Source organism: Pseudooceanicola aquaeponti, from assembly GCF_050897975.1.
Lineage (GTDB): Bacteria > Pseudomonadota > Alphaproteobacteria > Rhodobacterales > Rhodobacteraceae > Pseudooceanicola.
This window is the reverse complement of sequence record NZ_JBPAXY010000012.1, coordinates 12,584-30,730: the sequence shown is the minus strand read 5'-3', so window position 1 is coordinate 30,730 and position 18,147 is coordinate 12,584. Positions and strand designations below refer to the sequence as shown.

19 protein-coding genes are annotated in these 18,147 nt (G+C 57.7%); 10 read left to right on the top strand and 9 right to left on the bottom strand.

What is annotated here, in order from left to right:
• Window positions 1–32: 32 nt before the first annotated feature.
• From ACRARE_RS21765 to ACRARE_RS21755, 3 genes are all read right to left on the bottom strand, one after another.
• Window positions 33–1,094: a YncE family protein gene (locus tag ACRARE_RS21765; protein ID WP_066707494.1), complete on the bottom strand. Its 1,062-nt coding sequence runs from the start codon at window positions 1,092–1,094 to the stop codon at window positions 33–35.
• A 682-nt stretch (window positions 1,095–1,776) separates the two neighbouring features.
• The gene (locus ACRARE_RS21760; protein ID WP_009573630.1) at window positions 1,777–3,957 is read right to left on the bottom strand and encodes a protein-disulfide reductase DsbD family protein; all 2,181 of its coding nucleotides are present in this window, start codon (window positions 3,955–3,957) and stop codon (window positions 1,777–1,779) included.
• 251 nt (window positions 3,958–4,208) lie between these two features.
• Window positions 4,209–4,427 (bottom strand): DUF2933 domain-containing protein, encoded by a 219-nt coding sequence (locus ACRARE_RS21755; RefSeq protein ID WP_258093609.1) that lies wholly within the window; start codon window positions 4,425–4,427, stop codon window positions 4,209–4,211.
• Window positions 4,428–4,668: 241 nt separating this feature from the next.
• On the opposite strand from ACRARE_RS21755, the gene ACRARE_RS21750 reads away from it, so the two are divergent.
• The 8 genes from ACRARE_RS21750 to ACRARE_RS21715 all read left to right on the top strand — a co-directional run bounded on the left by ACRARE_RS21750 (window position 4,669) and on the right by ACRARE_RS21715 (window position 10,763).
• Complete coding sequence (locus ACRARE_RS21750) at window positions 4,669–5,232, top strand: L,D-transpeptidase (protein WP_066707488.1); 564 nt, start codon at window positions 4,669–4,671, stop codon at window positions 5,230–5,232.
• A 29-nt stretch (window positions 5,233–5,261) separates the two neighbouring features.
• Window positions 5,262–5,726: a c-type cytochrome gene (locus ACRARE_RS21745; RefSeq protein ID WP_066707486.1), complete on the top strand. Its 465-nt coding sequence runs from the start codon at window positions 5,262–5,264 to the stop codon at window positions 5,724–5,726.
• A 426-nt stretch (window positions 5,727–6,152) separates the two neighbouring features.
• Window positions 6,153–6,725, top strand: a complete 573-nt coding sequence (locus tag ACRARE_RS21740; protein ID WP_066707483.1) for a c-type cytochrome — start codon at window positions 6,153–6,155, stop codon at window positions 6,723–6,725.
• Window positions 6,726–6,736: 11 nt separating this feature from the next.
• A complete protein-coding gene (locus ACRARE_RS21735) occupies window positions 6,737–7,672 on the top strand; it encodes a c-type cytochrome (RefSeq protein ID WP_096807334.1) in 936 nt (311 codons plus the stop codon).
• A 56-nt stretch (window positions 7,673–7,728) separates the two neighbouring features.
• Complete coding sequence (locus ACRARE_RS21730; protein ID WP_009573640.1) at window positions 7,729–9,123, top strand: multicopper oxidase family protein; 1,395 nt, start codon at window positions 7,729–7,731, stop codon at window positions 9,121–9,123.
• Complete coding sequence (locus ACRARE_RS21725) at window positions 9,120–9,590, top strand: c-type cytochrome (protein WP_432658488.1); 471 nt, start codon at window positions 9,120–9,122, stop codon at window positions 9,588–9,590. The genes ACRARE_RS21730 and ACRARE_RS21725 overlap by 4 nt, the downstream gene beginning before the upstream one ends.
• Before the next feature lie 5 nt (window positions 9,591–9,595).
• The gene (locus ACRARE_RS21720; RefSeq protein ID WP_040402930.1) at window positions 9,596–10,324 is read left to right on the top strand and encodes a DsbA family protein; all 729 of its coding nucleotides are present in this window, start codon (window positions 9,596–9,598) and stop codon (window positions 10,322–10,324) included.
• 118 nt (window positions 10,325–10,442) lie between these two features.
• On the top strand, window positions 10,443–10,763 hold the full coding sequence (locus ACRARE_RS21715) for a YnfA family protein (protein WP_009573643.1): 321 nt from the start codon (window positions 10,443–10,445) through the stop codon (window positions 10,761–10,763).
• An 88-nt stretch (window positions 10,764–10,851) separates the two neighbouring features.
• On the opposite strand, the gene ACRARE_RS21710 is transcribed toward ACRARE_RS21715, so the two are convergent.
• Window positions 10,852–11,049 carry a heavy-metal-associated domain-containing protein gene (locus ACRARE_RS21710; RefSeq protein ID WP_009573644.1) on the bottom strand — a complete coding sequence of 66 codons (198 nt, stop codon included), beginning with the start codon at window positions 11,047–11,049 and terminating at the stop codon, window positions 10,852–10,854.
• Between the two features lie 174 nt (window positions 11,050–11,223).
• Here ACRARE_RS21710 and ACRARE_RS21705 point away from each other — a divergent pair, with 174 nt between their 5' ends.
• Window positions 11,224–13,728, top strand: a complete 2,505-nt coding sequence (locus ACRARE_RS21705) for a heavy metal translocating P-type ATPase (protein WP_040402909.1) — start codon at window positions 11,224–11,226, stop codon at window positions 13,726–13,728.
• Window positions 13,729–13,740: 12 nt separating this feature from the next.
• Entirely contained in the window at window positions 13,741–14,145 is a 405-nt protein-coding gene (gene cueR / locus ACRARE_RS21700) for a Cu(I)-responsive transcriptional regulator (protein WP_009573646.1), read from the top strand.
• Window positions 14,146–14,200: 55 nt separating this feature from the next.
• Here the strand turns inward: cueR and ACRARE_RS21695 are convergent, their stop codons facing one another.
• Genes ACRARE_RS21695 through ACRARE_RS21675 form a run of 5 tightly spaced genes read right to left on the bottom strand, consistent with a single transcriptional unit; the run spans window position 14,201 to window position 17,991 of the window.
• Window positions 14,201–14,488 (bottom strand): copper-binding protein, encoded by a 288-nt coding sequence (locus tag ACRARE_RS21695; RefSeq protein ID WP_009574142.1) that lies wholly within the window; start codon window positions 14,486–14,488, stop codon window positions 14,201–14,203.
• 23 nt (window positions 14,489–14,511) lie between these two features.
• On the bottom strand, window positions 14,512–14,988 hold the full coding sequence (locus ACRARE_RS21690; protein WP_009574143.1) for a cupredoxin domain-containing protein: 477 nt from the start codon (window positions 14,986–14,988) through the stop codon (window positions 14,512–14,514).
• A gap of 26 nt (window positions 14,989–15,014) precedes the next feature.
• On the bottom strand, window positions 15,015–16,382 hold the full coding sequence (locus ACRARE_RS21685; protein WP_074646437.1) for a multicopper oxidase family protein: 1,368 nt from the start codon (window positions 16,380–16,382) through the stop codon (window positions 15,015–15,017).
• On the bottom strand, window positions 16,379–17,779 hold the full coding sequence (locus tag ACRARE_RS21680) for a TolC family protein (protein ID WP_043872337.1): 1,401 nt from the start codon (window positions 17,777–17,779) through the stop codon (window positions 16,379–16,381). Before ACRARE_RS21680 ends, ACRARE_RS21685 begins: the two co-directional genes overlap by 4 nt.
• Window positions 17,776–17,991 carry a hypothetical protein gene (locus ACRARE_RS21675; RefSeq protein ID WP_066707477.1) on the bottom strand — a complete coding sequence of 72 codons (216 nt, stop codon included), beginning with the start codon at window positions 17,989–17,991 and terminating at the stop codon, window positions 17,776–17,778. Before ACRARE_RS21675 ends, ACRARE_RS21680 begins: the two co-directional genes overlap by 4 nt.
• Window positions 17,992–18,147: the final 156 nt, after the last annotated feature.

The window sequence follows — 18,147 nt, the reverse complement described above, 5'->3', positions numbered from 1 at the left end:
ATCCTGTGCCTTTCATTCCCATCGGCAGCCCTTCAGGGAAGCGCCACCATCTGATGTCCTTCTCCTTCGACAGAAACTGTTTCACGCGTTTGCAGTGAGCTGGTATCGATGAGCCAAACCACGGGCTCTGCACGGCTTGAGACATAAAGGATGTCGGAGCCTGGAATTACCGTCAGGTGGTAGGGTTCTGGTGCAAGCGTGGCTGTGCGCACTTCCCCGGTAGCGAGTGCAACTGAGGCGAGTTTGTCCTCTCCCCTACCCGCGACGAACAAAGTTGCCCCATCATTTGACAGCCCCAGTCCATGAATCTCGCCGCCAATTTCGAAGGTCCGCAGCTTTTCACCGGTACTCAAAGACAGTTCCAGAACCTGACCTGCGTCCGCGTCTGCCACAAAGAGTCGATCAGTTTCGGGCGAAACCGCCGTATGTTCCGGGGTGTCACCTGCAATGAAGTTGCGACGAACGATACCCCGCGACAGGTCTACTTCGCTGATCGTTCCGTTACCGGTGTTGGAGACGTAGACGAGATTGGGATCAGTTCCGAACGCTGCATAGTTCGGCATCGATCCAGTCGGGACAAATGCCGTCATGCCGAAAGTCGCCAGGTCAATCACCGATATTCCGTCACCTGCCGGATGGGTCGCAACGGCAAAGCGTCCATCAGGGGAAACTGCCGTATGATGTACGGCACCCGGCACCTCTATCCGACGCAGGATATCGCCACTTTTTGCGTCCAGAATCGAGAGAAGACTGATCCCGGCATCGGGTGGCCCCATTGGCGCGGCCTTTGGTGCGTGGTGCGCGGCGTGATCGTCTGCAGACACGGTGGAGGGCTTTTCTAGCGCCGCGACATCCTCGCGCGGGATCTCCGAATAGCTGCCGGCGACCAGATACGGCACGCCGGGTGCGCCTGCGAGACCGTGGACCGCCTCGACATCATTGATCCGACGCAGGACTTTTCCAGTCTCCGCCTGAACCATCAGGACTGAATTGGCGCTGCCCTCTGGAATGAAGACCGTAGGCGGAGCGGCCAAAGCTGGTGCTGACACGAACAAAGTGGCGAGCGTATAGGCGATGCGGGGCGACATGTTCATTTTTGGAACCTTTATCTGGTCGAGATCATGCGGTGGCCGTGGCGAGGGCAGAAAACCGGCGGATCCACGGTTAATAGGAGCGAATGAAGTGAGGAGCGCGGTCAGGCAGAATCCGGACATCCAGACTACGAGCCTGTCGAAAAACCTAAGCGTCACGATTGGCGTAAAAGCCGAAAGGGAGGCGCTTCGCTACCTCGCTGACTGGAATGCTCAGAAGAGAATGGGGACGTGTATGAATTCGTCATCGGCGAAAGACGCCGATTGCCGCCACGACATTACCATTCGCGTGCTACGGTTCGAAACTACTGCGCTGACAAGCCCGTTAGGGATCAGAGCAGCGGCGCAACCGGGATGAATTCCGCAATCCGCGTCCAGAATAACGTGGACGGAGGAATTTGCGTCGGTGACCTGAACAATCTGCGTCTCTAACCCGGCAGGCTCGCCCTCATGCGCATGCAAACCATCGGCAATGAGACCGAAAAACAAGGCTCCGATCAATATCAGGACGAAGCTGACGCGAATACGCGACACTCTTCTGACATCGATATGTGGCCTTGATCGCATGATTTGAGTCCTTCCTAGGTGATTATAACACGCTATCCAGATGGTGTGGTTGATCTAAATCAGGGCGTTAAGTGCTGCCTGACTCGGCGTCCTTGATGCGCAGCTTAGGCGAAATTACTCAGTCGGCACTTTGCTCCAAAGTGTTTCCAAATCTGGAAACCTTCACATCGTCCTCGATGAGCGTTGCTTGAGCGGCCCCCGGACGCGCCGCGTGCAGAGCAGCAAGAACATCCTGAGTCGACAATATTTCAGACAGGATAATTCCTTCGGGAGCAGACGGCCCATAAACCGCGTTGAATGGAATGCCGTAACGGTTGTTGGTCTCCAAAAAACGGGTGATCGCGTCATCTGGGCGGGTCCAGTCGGCCAGCATCGGCGTGACACCAGAGCTGTTCAATGCCGAAAGAACCGGGTCGCGTTCAAGAACGAGCGCCTTGTTGGCTTTGCAGGTCAAACACCAATCGGCGGTTACATCGACAAAAACGACCTCTCCGCGTGAAACCCGACGGGCAATATCGCCGCGGTCAAATGTGACCCAGGCAATTTTTCCTGCTTGGGCATCGGGTGCGGCGGGTGTTGCCAAGAATGGCGCGGCCGCGACCGCGAGTGCCGCCAGCGCCAGCCCAAAGGGCCAGCGAAGAGATCTTGGCACCCAGGGCGATGCCGCTATGAAGAGCATAACCGCACCGAGAGATGCAACTGTTAGGGCCGCGCGCGATCCAGCAACGCCGAGCAGGACATAGAACAGCCATGCCGCGGTACCCATCAGGAGGATGCCAAGGCCGGCTTTCAAGGCGATCATCCAGCGGCCGGGCTTGGGCACGAACCGAACAACGTTCGGCACGATGGCCACCAACAGATATGGGCTGGCCAGACCTAACCCGAGAAAGGTGAAAACGACAGCGATGTCTATCACCCGCCCCGCAAGTGCGAATGCGATAGCTGTTCCAAGAAACGGCGCGGAGCAGGGAGTAGCCATGACCGCCCCGAAAAATCCGGTGGCAAAATCCGCTCCATAACCGGCCGTACCTCCTGCTTTCATCAACCGCGTTGTCAGGGCGGCTGGCAAAGAGAATTCGAACAGTCCAAACAGGTTTGCGGTGAACAGACCAAGGATCAGGAGCATCAGAACCAGGAACGTTGGGCTCTGGAACTGGAGCCCCCAACCGACGGCAACGCCAATCTTTTGCAATGCGAAGAGAACAGCCGCGAGTGCCCACATAAAGACCATGACTCCGGCGGCGGCGGCCAAGAAGCCTGCCCTGACTTGGGCATTGCCGCGTCCTTCGGATTTCAGGGCAGAAGATAACTTGATCGACAGAACAGGAAGCACGCAAGGCATGGCGTTCAGGATCAAGCCCCCAAGAAAAGCGATGATGGCGATCCAGATCACTTGATCAATGCCGGGGACCACCCGATCAATACTGAAAGGGGGAGTTGGGGCGGTTGTTGCCCGATCTGGCGTGACGGTGAGGGCGTGATCCGGCCCGTCCGTCACGGTTACCCGTGGCGGCGCGTCTGTATCTGCCATGTAGGCAAGAATTGGGAATTCAGCCCAAAGCGTTCGCCCGCTTGCCCCAAGGCGAATGTCGGGCTTCCCCAACGTGTTGCCATCACCAATTTCAGGAAAGACGTCCGGGGTTTTGAAGGCAGTCGTGGCAGCTATTTCTATCGTTAGGCGGGTGAAATCATCGTTTATATGGGATGTGGCGGCGGTCACGCCTGCCGCTCCTCCTTCCGCCGGAACGCGTGCGAGAAATGCCCCGATACGATTAGCCGAGACTTGATCGATTGAGTTCCCCTGAGGCAACGAAAGTGCCAAGTCAAAATCCTGGGGGACACAAACTGCTGAGCAGGTCAAGAGCTTGACGTTTGCTCTGAGTTCGACAGGTTCCCCAGGATCCTTCAGGGTGATCTGAAGTGGAAAGACAACCTCATCATGATAGCCGAAGTTTTCGATGCCAAAGGCAGTGAACCGCTCGGGCGCAGGCCATAGGAAATCAACGCCCGCGACATTCGTCGACCCGCTCCAGTCGATCTGTGGCGGAATGCCAACCTCGCCAGGCGAACGCCAATAGGTTTTCCATCCGTCAGCAAGGTTCAGATCCAGACCGGCGGAGAGCGTTTGAGCTTCGGCGGAAACGGCATCCTCGGCGGAGATCAGCCGCGCTTCCACCGCAGTGACCTTGTGGGCGACTGATACCTCGGCCGTTGCAGCAAAGGGGATCAAGAGCCAGAACATTGCGGCAGCGAGGGTACCGCAGAAAGCAAGACGGATTGGCGAGCGCCAGATGGTCATCGCACTATCTCCAGGCTTTGAACTTGAGTGGCAACAAAGCCTGATCGGCCGTTTACACAATCCAACTGGCCCACACCGTTGGAGATAGGCCCTGCCAGACGACATCCATTGGGCAGCTCCAGCTCTGGTGACTTTGTCGACAAAGTTGGCGGCGGGTTTGTCGGGCACAGGACTGGTCCGCCGGAACAAGCGCTCACGAAAATCGCTCCCAAGAAGACAGTCGCCAGCCGCGCTCTTGTTCTCATTTCGACTTACCGCCGGACGGCGCTGTCGGTCATATCTTCAATCGGCACTGGCTGGGGGGCGGTCTGCTTGTGCTCTTTGCTTCCATGGCATGAACGCCCCATCATCTTGTGCATCACAAAATGGGCGCCAACGCAGAGCACCAGAGGCGCAAAGACGGTAGCGTTTGCCCAAAGGCCTGCGACGGTGCCTCCGCCAATCAGGAAAGCTGCGATGGGTAGAAGCATGACAGCACAGCAAGCCATCATGCCCCAGTGCATCAACTTTCCGTGGCGATTGCCACCTGACTCGCTATCCTCTTGCATGGAATCCACCTCTGATTTTGGTCAACGCATCCTGTTTAGCTTGATCTCCCGCTGGAAGGTCAAGGATACACTTCGATACAAATCTTGCGGCCTGTTGCGGTTGAGATTCAGCCCCATCTGAGCAATGCCTGTCTCGTCCAATTGAGTAACCAAGGACGAACAAATGGCAGAGAGACCGAGTTTGAACAGGCGGAGCCTGATTGCAATTTCAGGCGCATTCTTGATGACCCCCCACACTCTTCGGGCGGAAGAGGCTGGTGTGGTAAGACGCAATATCTCGTCGTTCGTTCTCCACAATTGGCGTGATCACTTTGACCGTCTCGGGAAGGGCATCATCATTTCGGATACTGTCACAAAGGTGCTCCAACACTGGACAGAGGATGAAGAGATGCGGATTTACCCGACCTCTGTTCCCTTGACTGATGAATTGACGAAGCGCGGGTATACAGAAGTTGTCGAGAAACGGGAAAATCCAAGTTGGGCGCCGACCCCTTCAATGCGGGAACGCAATCCGGAATGGCCAGCCTATGTGCCTGGAGGAGATCCCTCCAATCCTCTGGGAACGCGTGCGCTCTATCTGTCGTGGCAATACTACCGGATCCACGGAACCCAAGACACGCGGAAAATCGGGCGTCGATCATCAAACGGCTGCATCGGCCTTTACAACGAACATATAGAAGAGGTCTTCGATCGCACGCCGGTCGGGACGCAGGTTAAGTTGATCTGAACGGATCACATGCAGGAGAGTAAAACACTATGAATTTCTGGGGATGGTTCGTTAGCGGGTTCTTCGTGCTCGGCCTTGGAGCGGTCGGTTGGCAAGCGTTGCAGCCGGCCCCGGCGCAGACCGCTCAAGGACACTCAATGGTTCCGCCGGACACGAGCGGCATTCCTCAGGGCGCGCCCATTGCCAATGTAATAATTCCCGCTGAGTTTTCGCCGCAAGCCCAAATGGGGCAACGCGCGTTCGAGGCAAAATGCGCCAGCTGTCATGGTGAAAATGCCGCAGGCCAGAATGGGGTCGCTCCTCCGCTTGTTCACAAAATCTACGAGCCGAACCACCATTCCGATGCCGCGTTCCTGAATGCGGCGCAAAACGGCGTCCAATCTCATCATTGGAATTTTGGCAATATGCCTCCCGTTGAAGGCCTCACCCAAGGTGATGTGAAGATGATTGCTGGATACGTGCGCGAACTGCAGCGCGCGAACGGGATCAACTGACTTTGGTCGTCAGGCTGAACATCTTCCGTAGCGCGATCCAGATTCTCCTGCTGGTCTCGATTGCGTTATTTGTCGTTCTCCCGGCGGGATCTCTCGATGCAATTGGCCATGAAACGGTCGCTGCCAAAGTTTCCGAACGAAGTGCGCAAAAACATCAGACCTCTCATGAGGAAGATGCAGATAATCTTCTCCCCGGGCATTGCGATCCGGGGCCGGACTGCTCGAAAAATATGGTAATTGTCATTTTATCAGCTCCGAGAGCTTCGACCAACTTGTCGCAATTGCCTCGCGAACATCCAGATCAGAGCTTTTCTAACCGGAATGTCCTAAGGGACACCCCGCCTCCCAAACACCTATCCTGACCTAGGGGCAACCACGCCTCATCAAATTAAATCTATCAAGCATGGAAATACAGGATACGGAACGATGAAAAGCAAACTGATGATCGGCCTCTTGGCAGGAACGACAATGGCCGCAGCTGCATTTGCACATGGTGGCGCGGAAGGCGTCGTCAAGGAACGCATGGACGGCATGATGGCCATGGGGCAATCGGTCAAAGAACTGGCTCCGATGATGCGTGGTGAAATCACCTATGATGCTGAAGCTGTTCGTGCGGGAGCACGCGTCTTTGTCGAACATAGCGAAGGCATGACCGAATTGTTTCCCGAAGGGTCTGCTGGGAAACCGTCGGAAGCAAAGCCCGAGATCTGGTCGGATTGGGAAGAATTCAGTGCGCTCGCAGAGCAGCTCAAGGTGGTTAGCGAAGGTCTTGCCAAAGCCGCCGACAACGGGCTTATGGCGTCAGCGGCGGGAATGGATGCAGGCTCTATGATGGGCACGCAATCCCCCGGTGGCATGATGGGAGCTTCGTCCATGATGGGAACTTCGTCAGGAAGCCCGATGATGGACTATGCCTCGATGCCCGCAGATGGGGCATTCAACATGGTGACCCAGACATGTTCGGCATGTCACGCGAAATTCCGCTACGAGGCGAAGTAAAGATGGGCCGGATGAAAAAACTGGTCTTTGCTGCAGGGGCGCTTGGCGCCCTTGTGGTCGGCGGCCTTGTGATCTGGCCGATTGGCAAGGTGCCCGCGTCGATCACGCAAACGGGTGATGTCCAGCGCGGCGCCTATTTGGCTCGCGTATCCGGGTGCATTTCATGCCACACCAATTCAGAGGCTGGCGGCGCCGCACTCGCAGGCGGCGCGGGGCTGGCGACAGATTTTGGCACGTTTTTTCCGCCCAATCTGACGACAGACAAAGAGAGCGGCATCGGGGGGTGGACGGTTGAGCAGTTCGCCAAGGCGGTTCGCCAGGGCATTAGTCCTAGCGGAGAGCCGTATTATCCCGCTTTTTCCTATCCGTTCTATGCGGATTTCACGGATCAGGACATTGCCGACCTTTGGGCAGCTTTCCAGACCGTGCCACCGGTCGCCGAGGCAGCGCTTGAGCATGATGTCAAGTTTCCTTTCGATCAGAGATGGGGCCTGAAGCTATGGCGGGCGGCCTATCTCTACGATCCACCCACGGAACCCATTGACGAGAAAAACGCACAATGGAACCGCGGTCGCGAGCTGGTTCGAGGTGCAGCACATTGCGGTGCTTGCCACACGCCACGCAATATCGGAGGCGGGCGCCTGCTTGACGCGGTTTTTGCTGGAAATGAGGCATTGCCAGGGGGGAGCAAGGCGCCTTCGATCACGCCGAACTCACTGGCGGAACGCGGCTGGACCGTTTCCAACCTCGCCTATGCGTTGCGTACTGGCGTGACGCCGTCAGGCGACGCTTTCGGCGGCAGCATGGTGGAGGTCGTGCAGGGCAATACGCGCTTTTTGTCCCCCGATGATCTGGAAGCGATGGCCGTGTACTTGCTTGATGGTGACGAACCTCGAGCCGACCGGGTCGCTCAGGGCGAGGGCGCCGCTGCTAATAAAGACATGTGACTGCAATAGAGACAATGTGTGAGCCAAAACTGGCTCGCACAACAAACGAGAACGAAATGACACACACCAGAAGAGCATTCATTCAATCGGGGTTGGCAATGAGTGCGTTGAGCGTCTTCCCTAAGGCTGGATCAGCAGCCACCCCTGAATTTCAGGTGATGACAGCGCAAAGTGGCGCCGTACAACTCGCCCCTCCGGACTACCCCAAGACGGAGATTTGGGGCTATGACGGAAAGTTTCCTGGCCCCGTGATCCGTGTTCGGCAGGGCGCGCGTCTTCAACGTCGGCTCGTCAACAAGTTGCCGCAGGCGACGTCCCTGCACTGGCATGGCGTGCGGATATCAAATGCGATGGACGGCGTGGCCGGGCTCACCCAAGATGCCATCCCCACAGGCGAAACCTTCGACTACGATTTTGCCGTTCCAGATGCAGGAACTTTTTGGTTTCACGCGCATAATCGCTCCGTCGAACAGGTCGCTCGTGGGCTCTACGGAGCGTTGATCGTCGAAGAACCGATAGCCCCGGATGTTGATCGCGATGAAGTCCTTATTCTTGACGATTGGCTCCTCAACCCGGAGACCGCACAACTCGACCCAGATTTTGAAGCCGTTCATGATCGTAGCCATGCAGGCCGACGTGGCAACTTTGTCGCCACCAACGGAAGCTTCAATTCTACGCTCAACGTGAGCCAGGGTGAGCGGATGCGGCTTCGGTTGATCAACGCGGCAAATGCCAGGATCTTTGTTTTGGGCCTGTCAGGTCTAAAGGGGTGGGTGATGGCGTTCGACGGAATGCCACTGGTGACGCCGAGTGAGATCAGCGAACCGATCATCCTTGGGCCGGGCCAACGAGCGGATTTGTTTGTCGACGTCATTGCGGATGAAGGGGAAAGTGCTCATCTGGTGCGGCTTGAAGACGGCCAGGGATTTGCCCAAACCGAGTTTCGCGTGACCGGCACTTTGGCCTCCGCTGTGCGGGATGTCCCCCAAGTTCTGCCACCGAACCCTAATATGGATGTGCCGGGACTGGAGCAGGCGAGACGCATCAGGCTCAACATGGAAGGCGGGGCAATGGGCAACCTTGACGCAGCCATACTTGAGGGTGAGCGAAAAACGTTCCGCCAACTGGTCGACGCGAACCAGTTCTGGGCTTTCAATGGTACCGTGGGCATGACCGAGAAGCCACTGGCTAGCCTGTCACGCGGTGAAACAGCGCGAGTGGAGATCTACAACGATACATCCTTCCCCCACGCCATGCATTTGCACGGGATGCATTTCCGGGAGGTGCTGGAGGGCGGTGAAGTTGGTCCCCTGCGGGATACCTTGCTGATGTTCGGTGGCGAGACTCGCGAGATCGCCTTCGTTGCCGACAATCCGGGAAAGTGGCTGTTTCACTGTCACATGCTCTCGCACGCGGCATCCGGCATGATGACGTGGCTGGAGGTCGCATGAGATCAGCTTACCTGGCGGTAATTTCATCCATTGGCCTGATTGGGCTAGGTGCAACCTGGTGGTTCAGCGGCAATGCCTCCCAGGGTTCTTCCCCGTTTGACGACGTCAATATCGAACTGGGGCAAGCTCTCTATTCTGAAAACTGTGCGTCCTGCCATGGCGCCAATCTCGAAGGGCAACCAGACTGGCGAAGCCCTGGTTCAGATGGCCGCCTGCCCGCGCCGCCGCATGATCGCAACGGTCATACCTGGCACCATAGTGACCAGATTTTGTTCTCCTACACCAAGCTCGGGGGGGCGGAACTGATGCGACAACAGGGCTCAGATTTCGATAGTGGCATGCCGGGCTTCGCCGGCAAACTCACAGATCAGGAAATTTGGAACATTCTCGGCTTCATTAAGTCGACCTGGCTAGAGCGAGAGCGCAATGCTCAGGCCGCACGCACAGCAGCAGAACAAGAGGGATAATGGACATGATTTTCAGAAATTTGATGCTCGTATCGTCATTTGCCTTACTTCCAATGGCAGTGCAGGCCGCAGACCTGGACGAAGCGCGGGTCAAGGAACTTGTATATGAGGCTATCCGCGAGAATCCGCAAATCATCATGGAAGCAGTCGAAATACTTCAACGTCAGGACGCCGAAGCCCAGGCACAAGCGCAGGCAACCGTCTTGCGCGATCAGCGACAATTGCTCGAGCAAGACCCGAATGCACCGGTTCTCGGCAATCCCGATGGGGATGTGACCGTTATCGAATTTTTCGATTACAACTGCCCATATTGTCGACGCGCTATGCCGGAAGTTCAGGCTCTGTTGGAGGCCGATCCTGATGTGCGTCTGGTCTATCGCGAATGGCCAATTCTCGGGGACGGGTCAGTGTTTGCAACCAAAGCTGCACTCGCATCGCGGCTGCAAGGCAAGTATGAGGCATTCCACTGGGCCCTAATGGGTATGAACGGCCGGGCGGAAGAGGCAAGCGTTCTCAGGATAGCACAAGAAGTTGGTCTCGACATCGAACGCCTTCAAACCGACATGGAGCGCCCCGAAATTGAAGAGCACATCGCGACCTCGATGCGGTTGACGCAGTCGCTCGGCTTCAGTGGCACGCCTTCATTTGTGATCGGCGACAATCTGGTTCCAGGCTTCGTGGAGAGCGATAAGCTCACGGAACTGGTCGACAACGTGCGGGCGTCGGCAAACTAGCACTCTGCGGTGGGTTCTGACATCACGCCCGATGAGCAATGATGCAGGCGAATGAGCCGGAGCCCCTACATACCAAAAGACCTAGGCACGGCCTACCACTGAAAGAGGCGGCGAGAAGATGACTTACCTTTGGTATCTTATTGCTGCCTTTGCCGAGATCGCCGGATGTTTTGCTTTCTGGGCATGGTTGCGGCTCGATCGTTCGCCACTTTTGGTCGGGCCAGGTCTGGTAAGTTTGGCACTCTTCGCATGGCTTTTGACGCGCGCAGAAAGCGAAATGGCCGGTCGGGCATATGCAGCTTACGGGGGCGTCTACATAGCGGCGTCCATGATCTGGATGTGGCTAGTGGAGGGGAGCCGACCGGACCGCTGGGACATTGCAGGCATTCTTCTTTGCCTCTTAGGCAGTGCTCTCATCCTGTTGCCTTCGCGCTCATGATCTGCGGAACCTCAGAAAACCAGGCAAATCCGTCGCTAGAAATCGCTAGGTCATCGCACCCGTCACGACGGGTGCGATGACCCATAGATTAGGCAGTCACGGTATTTTCGTACCCAGCTTCACGAAGCAGGGCCGTCAGCCGTTCTGTTGACAGTGCACCTTCAACAGAAACCGTGCGGGCCGGAATGTCGCAAGATACGCTCGCATTTGCGTCAGCTGCCTTGATCGCCTTTTCGATCGTACTGGTGCAATGACCACAACTCATGTCGGGAACGTTGAATTTCATGTCGATGTCTCCTCTGTGACAGCTTGTTCAGTGCAGATGGGGCTTCCAGTGGGGGGAAGGTCAAGGGTCTCCGTAGATTTTTAAAGCGAAGCCAGGAAAGTTCAAATTGGGTATTGACCTTCCAGTCACTGGAACTCCTATTTGGGGTGTCAAATGGGATTCCAGGAGACTGAAATGACAGATCAATCCAAAGTGACGCTCTCGATTGAAGGAATGTCTTGCGCCTCATGCGTAGGGCGCGTGGATCGGGGCCTAGCCGCGTTGAGGGGAATATCCGATGTCTCGGTGAACCTCGCGAACGAGACGGCGCGTTTCAGCGTGGATGGTTCGCCCCACCTGCAAGATGCGGTCCAAGCCCTGAAAGATCTCGGGTATCCAGCGCGAACGGCATCCGTGACGCTGAACATCGCGTCCATGTCATGTGCTTCTTGTGTCGGGCGCGTCGACAAGGCACTTGCCTTGGTTCCCGGCGTGTTGGAGGTCAACGTTAATCTTGCGGCGGAAAATGCGCGCATCACATATCTTGAGGGCATGACCGACCCTGTGGCCCTCATCCGTGCATCCGAGCAAGCCGGATATCCAGCCAGCGTGGCCGAGGCCACGGCAACACAGGATCGCACTTCGCGAAAAGAAGAGGAAGCGCGCGGGTTGGCACGCCGGGTGGCACTGGCCGCAGCACTCGCTTTGCCGGTTTTCCTGATGGAAATGGGCGGGCACCTGATCCCGGCCGTGCATATGGCGATCAACAATACCATAGGACAGCAGGCCAGCTGGTTGATCCAGTTCATCCTCACAACGGCTGTGCTCATTGGGCCCGGCCGACAGTTCTATCTGAAAGGGTTTCCGGCCTTGCTGAAAGGTGCTCCAGACATGAACAGTCTGGTCGCCGTCGGCACAGGCGCAGCTTATCTTTATTCAGTTGTCGCAACGTTCTTCCCGTCGCTGATGCCCGAGGCCGTCCGCGCTGTCTACTTCGAGGCCGCCGCGGTCATCGTGGTCCTGATCCTGATCGGGCGCTGGCTCGAAGCGCGAGCGAAAGGGCGAACAGGGGCTGCAATCGAGAAGCTGCTCGGCCTACAGGCTCGTACGGCGCGTATTTTGCGTGACGGCGATGCGGTCGAGGTCGAGATCGATGCCTTGCGCACCGGAGATCTGATTGTTGTGCGCCCCGGAGAACGACTCGCCGTGGACGGTGAGGTTGTGGACGGCGAAAGCCATGTCGATGAAAGCATGATCACCGGGGAACCCGTGCCGGTCGGCAAGTCGGCTGGTGATCCTGTCACGGGCGGTACGGTCAATGGCGCGGGCAGTCTGACCTATAAAGCAACGCGTGTTGGTGCGGATACCACGTTGTCCCAAATCATCCGCATGGTCGAAGATGCGCAGGGCGCCAAGCTCCCCATTCAAGGGTTGGTGGATCGGATCACGCTTTGGTTCGTCCCCGCTGTGATGACCCTCGCCGCCTTGACGATCCTTGTCTGGCTAATATTCGGCCCTGATCCCGCCCTCACCTATGCGCTGGTCGCGGGTGTCTCAGTTCTCATCATTGCTTGTCCCTGCGCGATGGGACTGGCGACGCCGACGTCGATCATGGTCGGGACCGGTCGCGCTGCTGAAATGGGCGTGTTGTTCCGCAAGGGGGATGCTCTGCAAGCATTGGGGGACGTCAAGGTTGTCGCTCTGGACAAGACCGGCACCGTCACCGCCGGACGTCCCGCGCTGACCGACCTTGTGCTGGCGGAAGGAGCCGAGCGCTGCACCGTTCTTGCGGCAGTCGCATCGGTCGAAGCCAGATCAGAACACCCGATCGCCGAAGCTATCGTGCGCGGCGCGCAGGCGGAAAACATCAGACTGTCGGAACCGAGCGCGTTTACTTCGATTACAGGGTATGGCGTGCGCGCCATCGTTGACGGGGCCGAGGTTGTTGTCGGAGCTGACCGAATGATGCAGCGCGAAGGGATCGATCTTGGTGAACTCGCAGAGGCTGAAACTATGCTCGCACGGCAAGGTCGCACCGCACTCTTCGCCGCAATCAATGGCAAGGCGGTGGCTGCGATTGGCGTCGCCGATCCGGTCAAACCCTCGAGCCGAGCCGCGATTGCCGCACTGCACAGTCTGGGTTTGAAGGTGGCAATGATTACCGGCGACAAACGCGAAACGGCAGAAGCAATTGCCGAAGAGACTGGTATCGACCACGTGATCGCGGGGGTCTTGCCCGACGGCAAGGTGGCGGCACTGGAAAATCTGCGCCAGCAGGGCACATTGGCCTTTGTTGGCGATGGCATCAACGATGCACCCGCGCTCGCCCACGCGGATGTCGGCATCGCCATCGGCACTGGCACGGATGTGGCGATCGAAAGCGCAGATGTCGTATTGATGTCCGGTGATCTTCGCGGCGTTGTGAACGCTTTCGAGATCTCGCGACACACCATGCGAAACATCAAACAGAACCTTGGTTGGGCCTTTGGTTACAATGTGGCTTTGATACCCTTGGCCGCCGGAGCGCTTTATCCGAGTTTCGCCGTGCTGCTGTCACCGGTCGTCGCTGCCGGTGCGATGGCACTTAGCTCGGTCTTTGTCTTGACGAACGCCTTGCGGCTGCGGCGCGTAAGACCGGCGATGGACGAGCGCCAAGAGTCTGGGCGGGTGGAGGACTTCGCCCCCGTCCCGGCCGAGTGAGAGGAGGCAGAAATGAACATTGGTGATGTTGCCGAGCGGTCAGGAGTGCCGGCCAAGACCATTCGCTACTATGAGGATATCGGTCTAGTAACACCTTTGCGCGCTGCAAACGGGTATCGAAGCTTCAGAGAGATCGATTTTCATAAGCTGGCATTCATCGGACGAGCGCGAGCCTTGGGATTTACAATCGAAGACTGCCGTACGCTTTTGGCGCTCTATAACGATGACAATCGAGAAAGTGCGCAGGTAAAGGCCGTCGCAGAGGTGCACCTGCGCCAGATTGATGAAAAGATCTCTAAACTCATGTCGATGAAAGAAACTCTTTCGTCTCTCGTGCACCAGTGTGCTGGCGATCACCGACCGGATTGTCCAATTCTTGCGGATCTTTCTGTCGTAGACGACGCAACTTTCTCATGATCTCCGACGACGAATGAAATCGCGCGCCCTGCGAGACAGGGCGCGCGACCTGTAGTTACTGCACCAGCTCTGTAATAGTCAGCTTGCCATTCACACGGTCGGCAACGAAGTTGATCTGTGCGCCTTCACTCAGCCCTTCCAGCATCGCGGGATCGGCGAGAACGAAGACCATTTTCATTGCTGGCATGTCGAGGTTTTCCAGCGGGCCATGGTCGACAGTAATCTTGTTCCACTTGGCATCGATCTTGGTCACCGTGCCCGAGGACATGGCACTATCGCTAGCAGCAATTGCAGTTCCAGCGGTCATCAGAAGGGCAGCGGCGAGCGTCAAAAATTTGGTCATGATTGGTTTCCTTTGATTTGAGATCAGTTGACAGTAAGGGCGCCGTGCATGCCGCCTTCATAGTGGCCGGGCAGCAGGCAGGCGAATTCGAAGTTGCCGGCCTTGTTGAAAGTCCAAAGGATCTCCGCCTCTTCACCTGGTTCAAGGCGCACAGCGTTAGGGTCGTCATGTTCCATCTCAGGGAACTTGGCCATCAGCTCTTTGTGTTCAGCGTTTTGTGCCATCGAATCCATCACGAACTCGTGGGTTTCCTCACCCATGTTCGTGATGCGCAGGCGCACGGTTTCACCCTCAGAAAAAGTCATTTCCGAGGAGGGTTCGAAGACGAACGGTGCGTCCTTGTCGTAGTCCTCACGCATTATCACATCGATGGTTCGCGTGGGTTCATGGCCATGCATCGCAGGCATGCCGATGGCCATTTGACCGTTGCCGTGCCCGGCGTCCGCAATTGCGAGGGCGGGAATCAGGGCCAGCCCCAATGTCAAAAGTGCAGTTTTCATGAGCGTGTTTCTCCTGTGCTCTGGCATCAGCCCTGCCGCACGCCGCCGCGCGGCGTGATCACGGTTTTCGGACTGGTGTTGTATGCATGTTCGGGCAGCTCGCCCGTCCATTCGTAGGCCTGTGTTCCGGGCGGGTTGTCGTACCAGCCAGGATCGCTGTAATCGTCGCGGTCGATGCCCTCGCGAACCTTCACCACGCTAAACATGCCACCCATTTCCAATGGGCCATGCGGCCCCCATCCGGTCATCATCGGCACGGTGTTCTCGGGGATCTCCATCGACATCTCGCCCATATCCGCCATACCCGCCGTGCCCATCGGCATGTAGCCAGGCTGCTGGCGGCGGATCATTTGGGTCAGGCGGGACTTGTCGGCGCCAATAAATGTAGGGATGTCGTGGCCCATAGCATTCATGGTGTGGTGCGACTTGTGGCAGTGGATCGCCCAGTCACCTTCGTGAATCGCGTCGAACTCGTAGGCGCGCATGGCGCCTACAGGAATGTCGATCGAGACCTCGGGCCAACGGGCACTTTCCGGCACCCAGCCTCCGTCAGTACAGGTGACCTGAAAGTCATAGCCATGCATGTGAATTGGGTGGTTGGTCATCGTCAGGTTGCCACAACGCACACGGACGCGGTCCCCCTTGTTGACCACCAGAGGATCGATGTCCGGGAAGATCCGGCTGTTCCAGGTCCACATGTTGAAATTGGTCATCTCGGCCACGCGCGGGATGTAGGTCCCCGGGTCGATGTCATAGGCCGCAAGGAGGAACGCGAAATCCCGGTCCACCGGCATGAACGCCGTGTCGCGCGGATGCACGATGAAGAGCCCCATCATGCCCATGGCCATCTGTACCATCTCGTCCGCATGCGGGTGGTACATGAAGGTGCCGGACTTGATGAGGTCGAACTCGTAGACGAAGGTCTTACCCGGCGGGATGCCGGGATGCGACAAACCACCAACTCCATCCATTCCCGATGGCAGGATCAGTCCGTGCCAATGCACGCTGGTATGTTCCGGAAGACGGTTGGTTACGTAAATACGCACCCGCTCGCCTTCGACCGCTTCGATTGTGGGTCCGGTGGATTGGCCATTGTAGCCCCAGAGCCGCGCAATCATCCCGTCCGCCATAATCCTTTCAACAGGCTCTGCAACGAGGTGGAACTCCTTTACATCTCCGTTCATGCGATACGGCAAAGACCATCCGTTCAGTGTTACAACGGGGTTGTAGTCGAACCGATCCGAAGGCCTTGGGGGAACTTGTGTATAGGGGCTGTCGGTAAAGGCGGCCTCGGGCAGATCGCGAAAGCGTGTTTGCGCGGCCCCGGCGTTCGCCAGCACAGCTCCAGCGCTCGCGGTCAATCCCGCGCCCAGTAATTGACGACGGTTCATCATTCTTCGCTACCTCCGGTCAGAGTAATTGCCCCGCCCCAAATCGCCGCGGTCGCGTCTGTTTCGGCAAGCCAGTAGTCACGTTTCGCTTCTGCGGCAGAGAGGCGCGAAGCGAGCCCCTCCTGGGCATCAGCGATCAATTCAAAGGTCGAGGTCAGCATGCCGTTGTAGGACAGCAGCGCTTCGTCATCGATCTGGCGTCGCAGAGGCAAAACAGAGTCGCGCCAATGCCGCGCGATGCTATGGCGACCGGTGATGGCCCTATAGGCCATGCGTGCGTCCGAACGCGCATCGACGGCCTGCTGGGCCAGCCTGTTCGCTGCCTGCAGATAGGCCATGCGGCCACGCTTCGACACCAGCGGACCGGTGTCGTAGAGCGGGATCTCGAAATCTAGAGCAAGCGCTGGATTGGCCTCGGTTTCTCCGGCTGCACGTTCCAGGTCGAAACCAGCCACCAACTGGACGTCCGAGACCATACGGGTTTGCCCGGTCAGACGGTAGTCCAGCGCGAGCGCCTCGAGTTCCAGCTTTCCAGATGCCAGGTCTACGCGGTTTGCCAGTGCCAGCTGTTCGATATTTCCTGCAACGCGCGGGCCACCAGGCAAGGCGGGCAGCGAGTCCGGCACGAATACAGTGGTGTCGCTACCCCAAAGCCCCATCAGCCGAAGCAGTTTTTCTTTGGCCAATTGCGCCTCCAATTGGGCGGCTGCACGTTCGGCGGCAAGCTCAGCAGTAAAGGCATGCTCTCTTGCTTGATCGGCCTTGCTCATCGCGCCGGTACGGCCCAGTTGCACAGCAAGTTCGGACGCTGCCTCGGCAGTGCCCTGAGTTTGAGCGATCAGTGCAGCGGCTTCGAAAGCGCCAACCGCCTCAATCCAGGCCCGGCGGGTTTCAACGGCCAAGTCTATCGTGTCGGCGAGCGCAGCAAGTTCGGATTGTCTGAAGCGAATCTCCGCAAGTTGGGTCCGCGGTGCGGATGTTGCCACGTCGAGCAGGGAGTTGATTAATGTTGCCTCAAGTGTGCGAGTGACATCGCCAGCCAACCCGGAGATTGACACACCGATCGAGGGCACCGGCCCCATAGCCACTTCCCATAAGTCAGTTGAGGACAGACCTAGCTCAGCGAAGCTGGCTTGAAGTGCGGGACTGTTTATCAGGGCAACCTGCACTGCGGTGTCGGCGCTGACGGTCTTACCATGCACCATGGCGTGAACCCTCTTGCGCGTTTCCTCAAGGTCCGCGGCAGACAGGTTCCAGATCGGTGTGGCCCCTAGAGCCTGGCGTGCACCCGTCTCGACACTGCCAAAGCCCGCGCGATCTGGTTTTGCGCGCTCAAGAACGGCAGGACTGGCGCAGGCGGACACCAGCAACATGGACCCCATGAGAAGAGGCAGTTTCATTCGCCACCCTCCCGTTGTTCATCATTCAGCGTCCGCCATTCGGCCGGTTCTCCGACCGAGTAGCCCGCGTAAGCAACAACAGGCCCGGGTTGCGCAGACGCGACCACAGGCGATGTAACCGCCGCCGTAAGCGCTGGCACGGTTTCAAGTTCAGGAAGCGCCGAGCAGGCGGCCCCGAACAGCGGCAAGGATGCCGCAAGCAGAATTTTCACTTAGATTTCCTCGAAATGTCAGATGCAGATGGTCGCAGTCAAACTGCGGCTACAGGTGCATCAGGCGCGAGGAGGGCGCCGCAAACCTTCGGGTGTGGCCGAACGGACTAGGGACGCAATATCCCAGGACCGGAGGGAAACATTAGCGGACTGCTT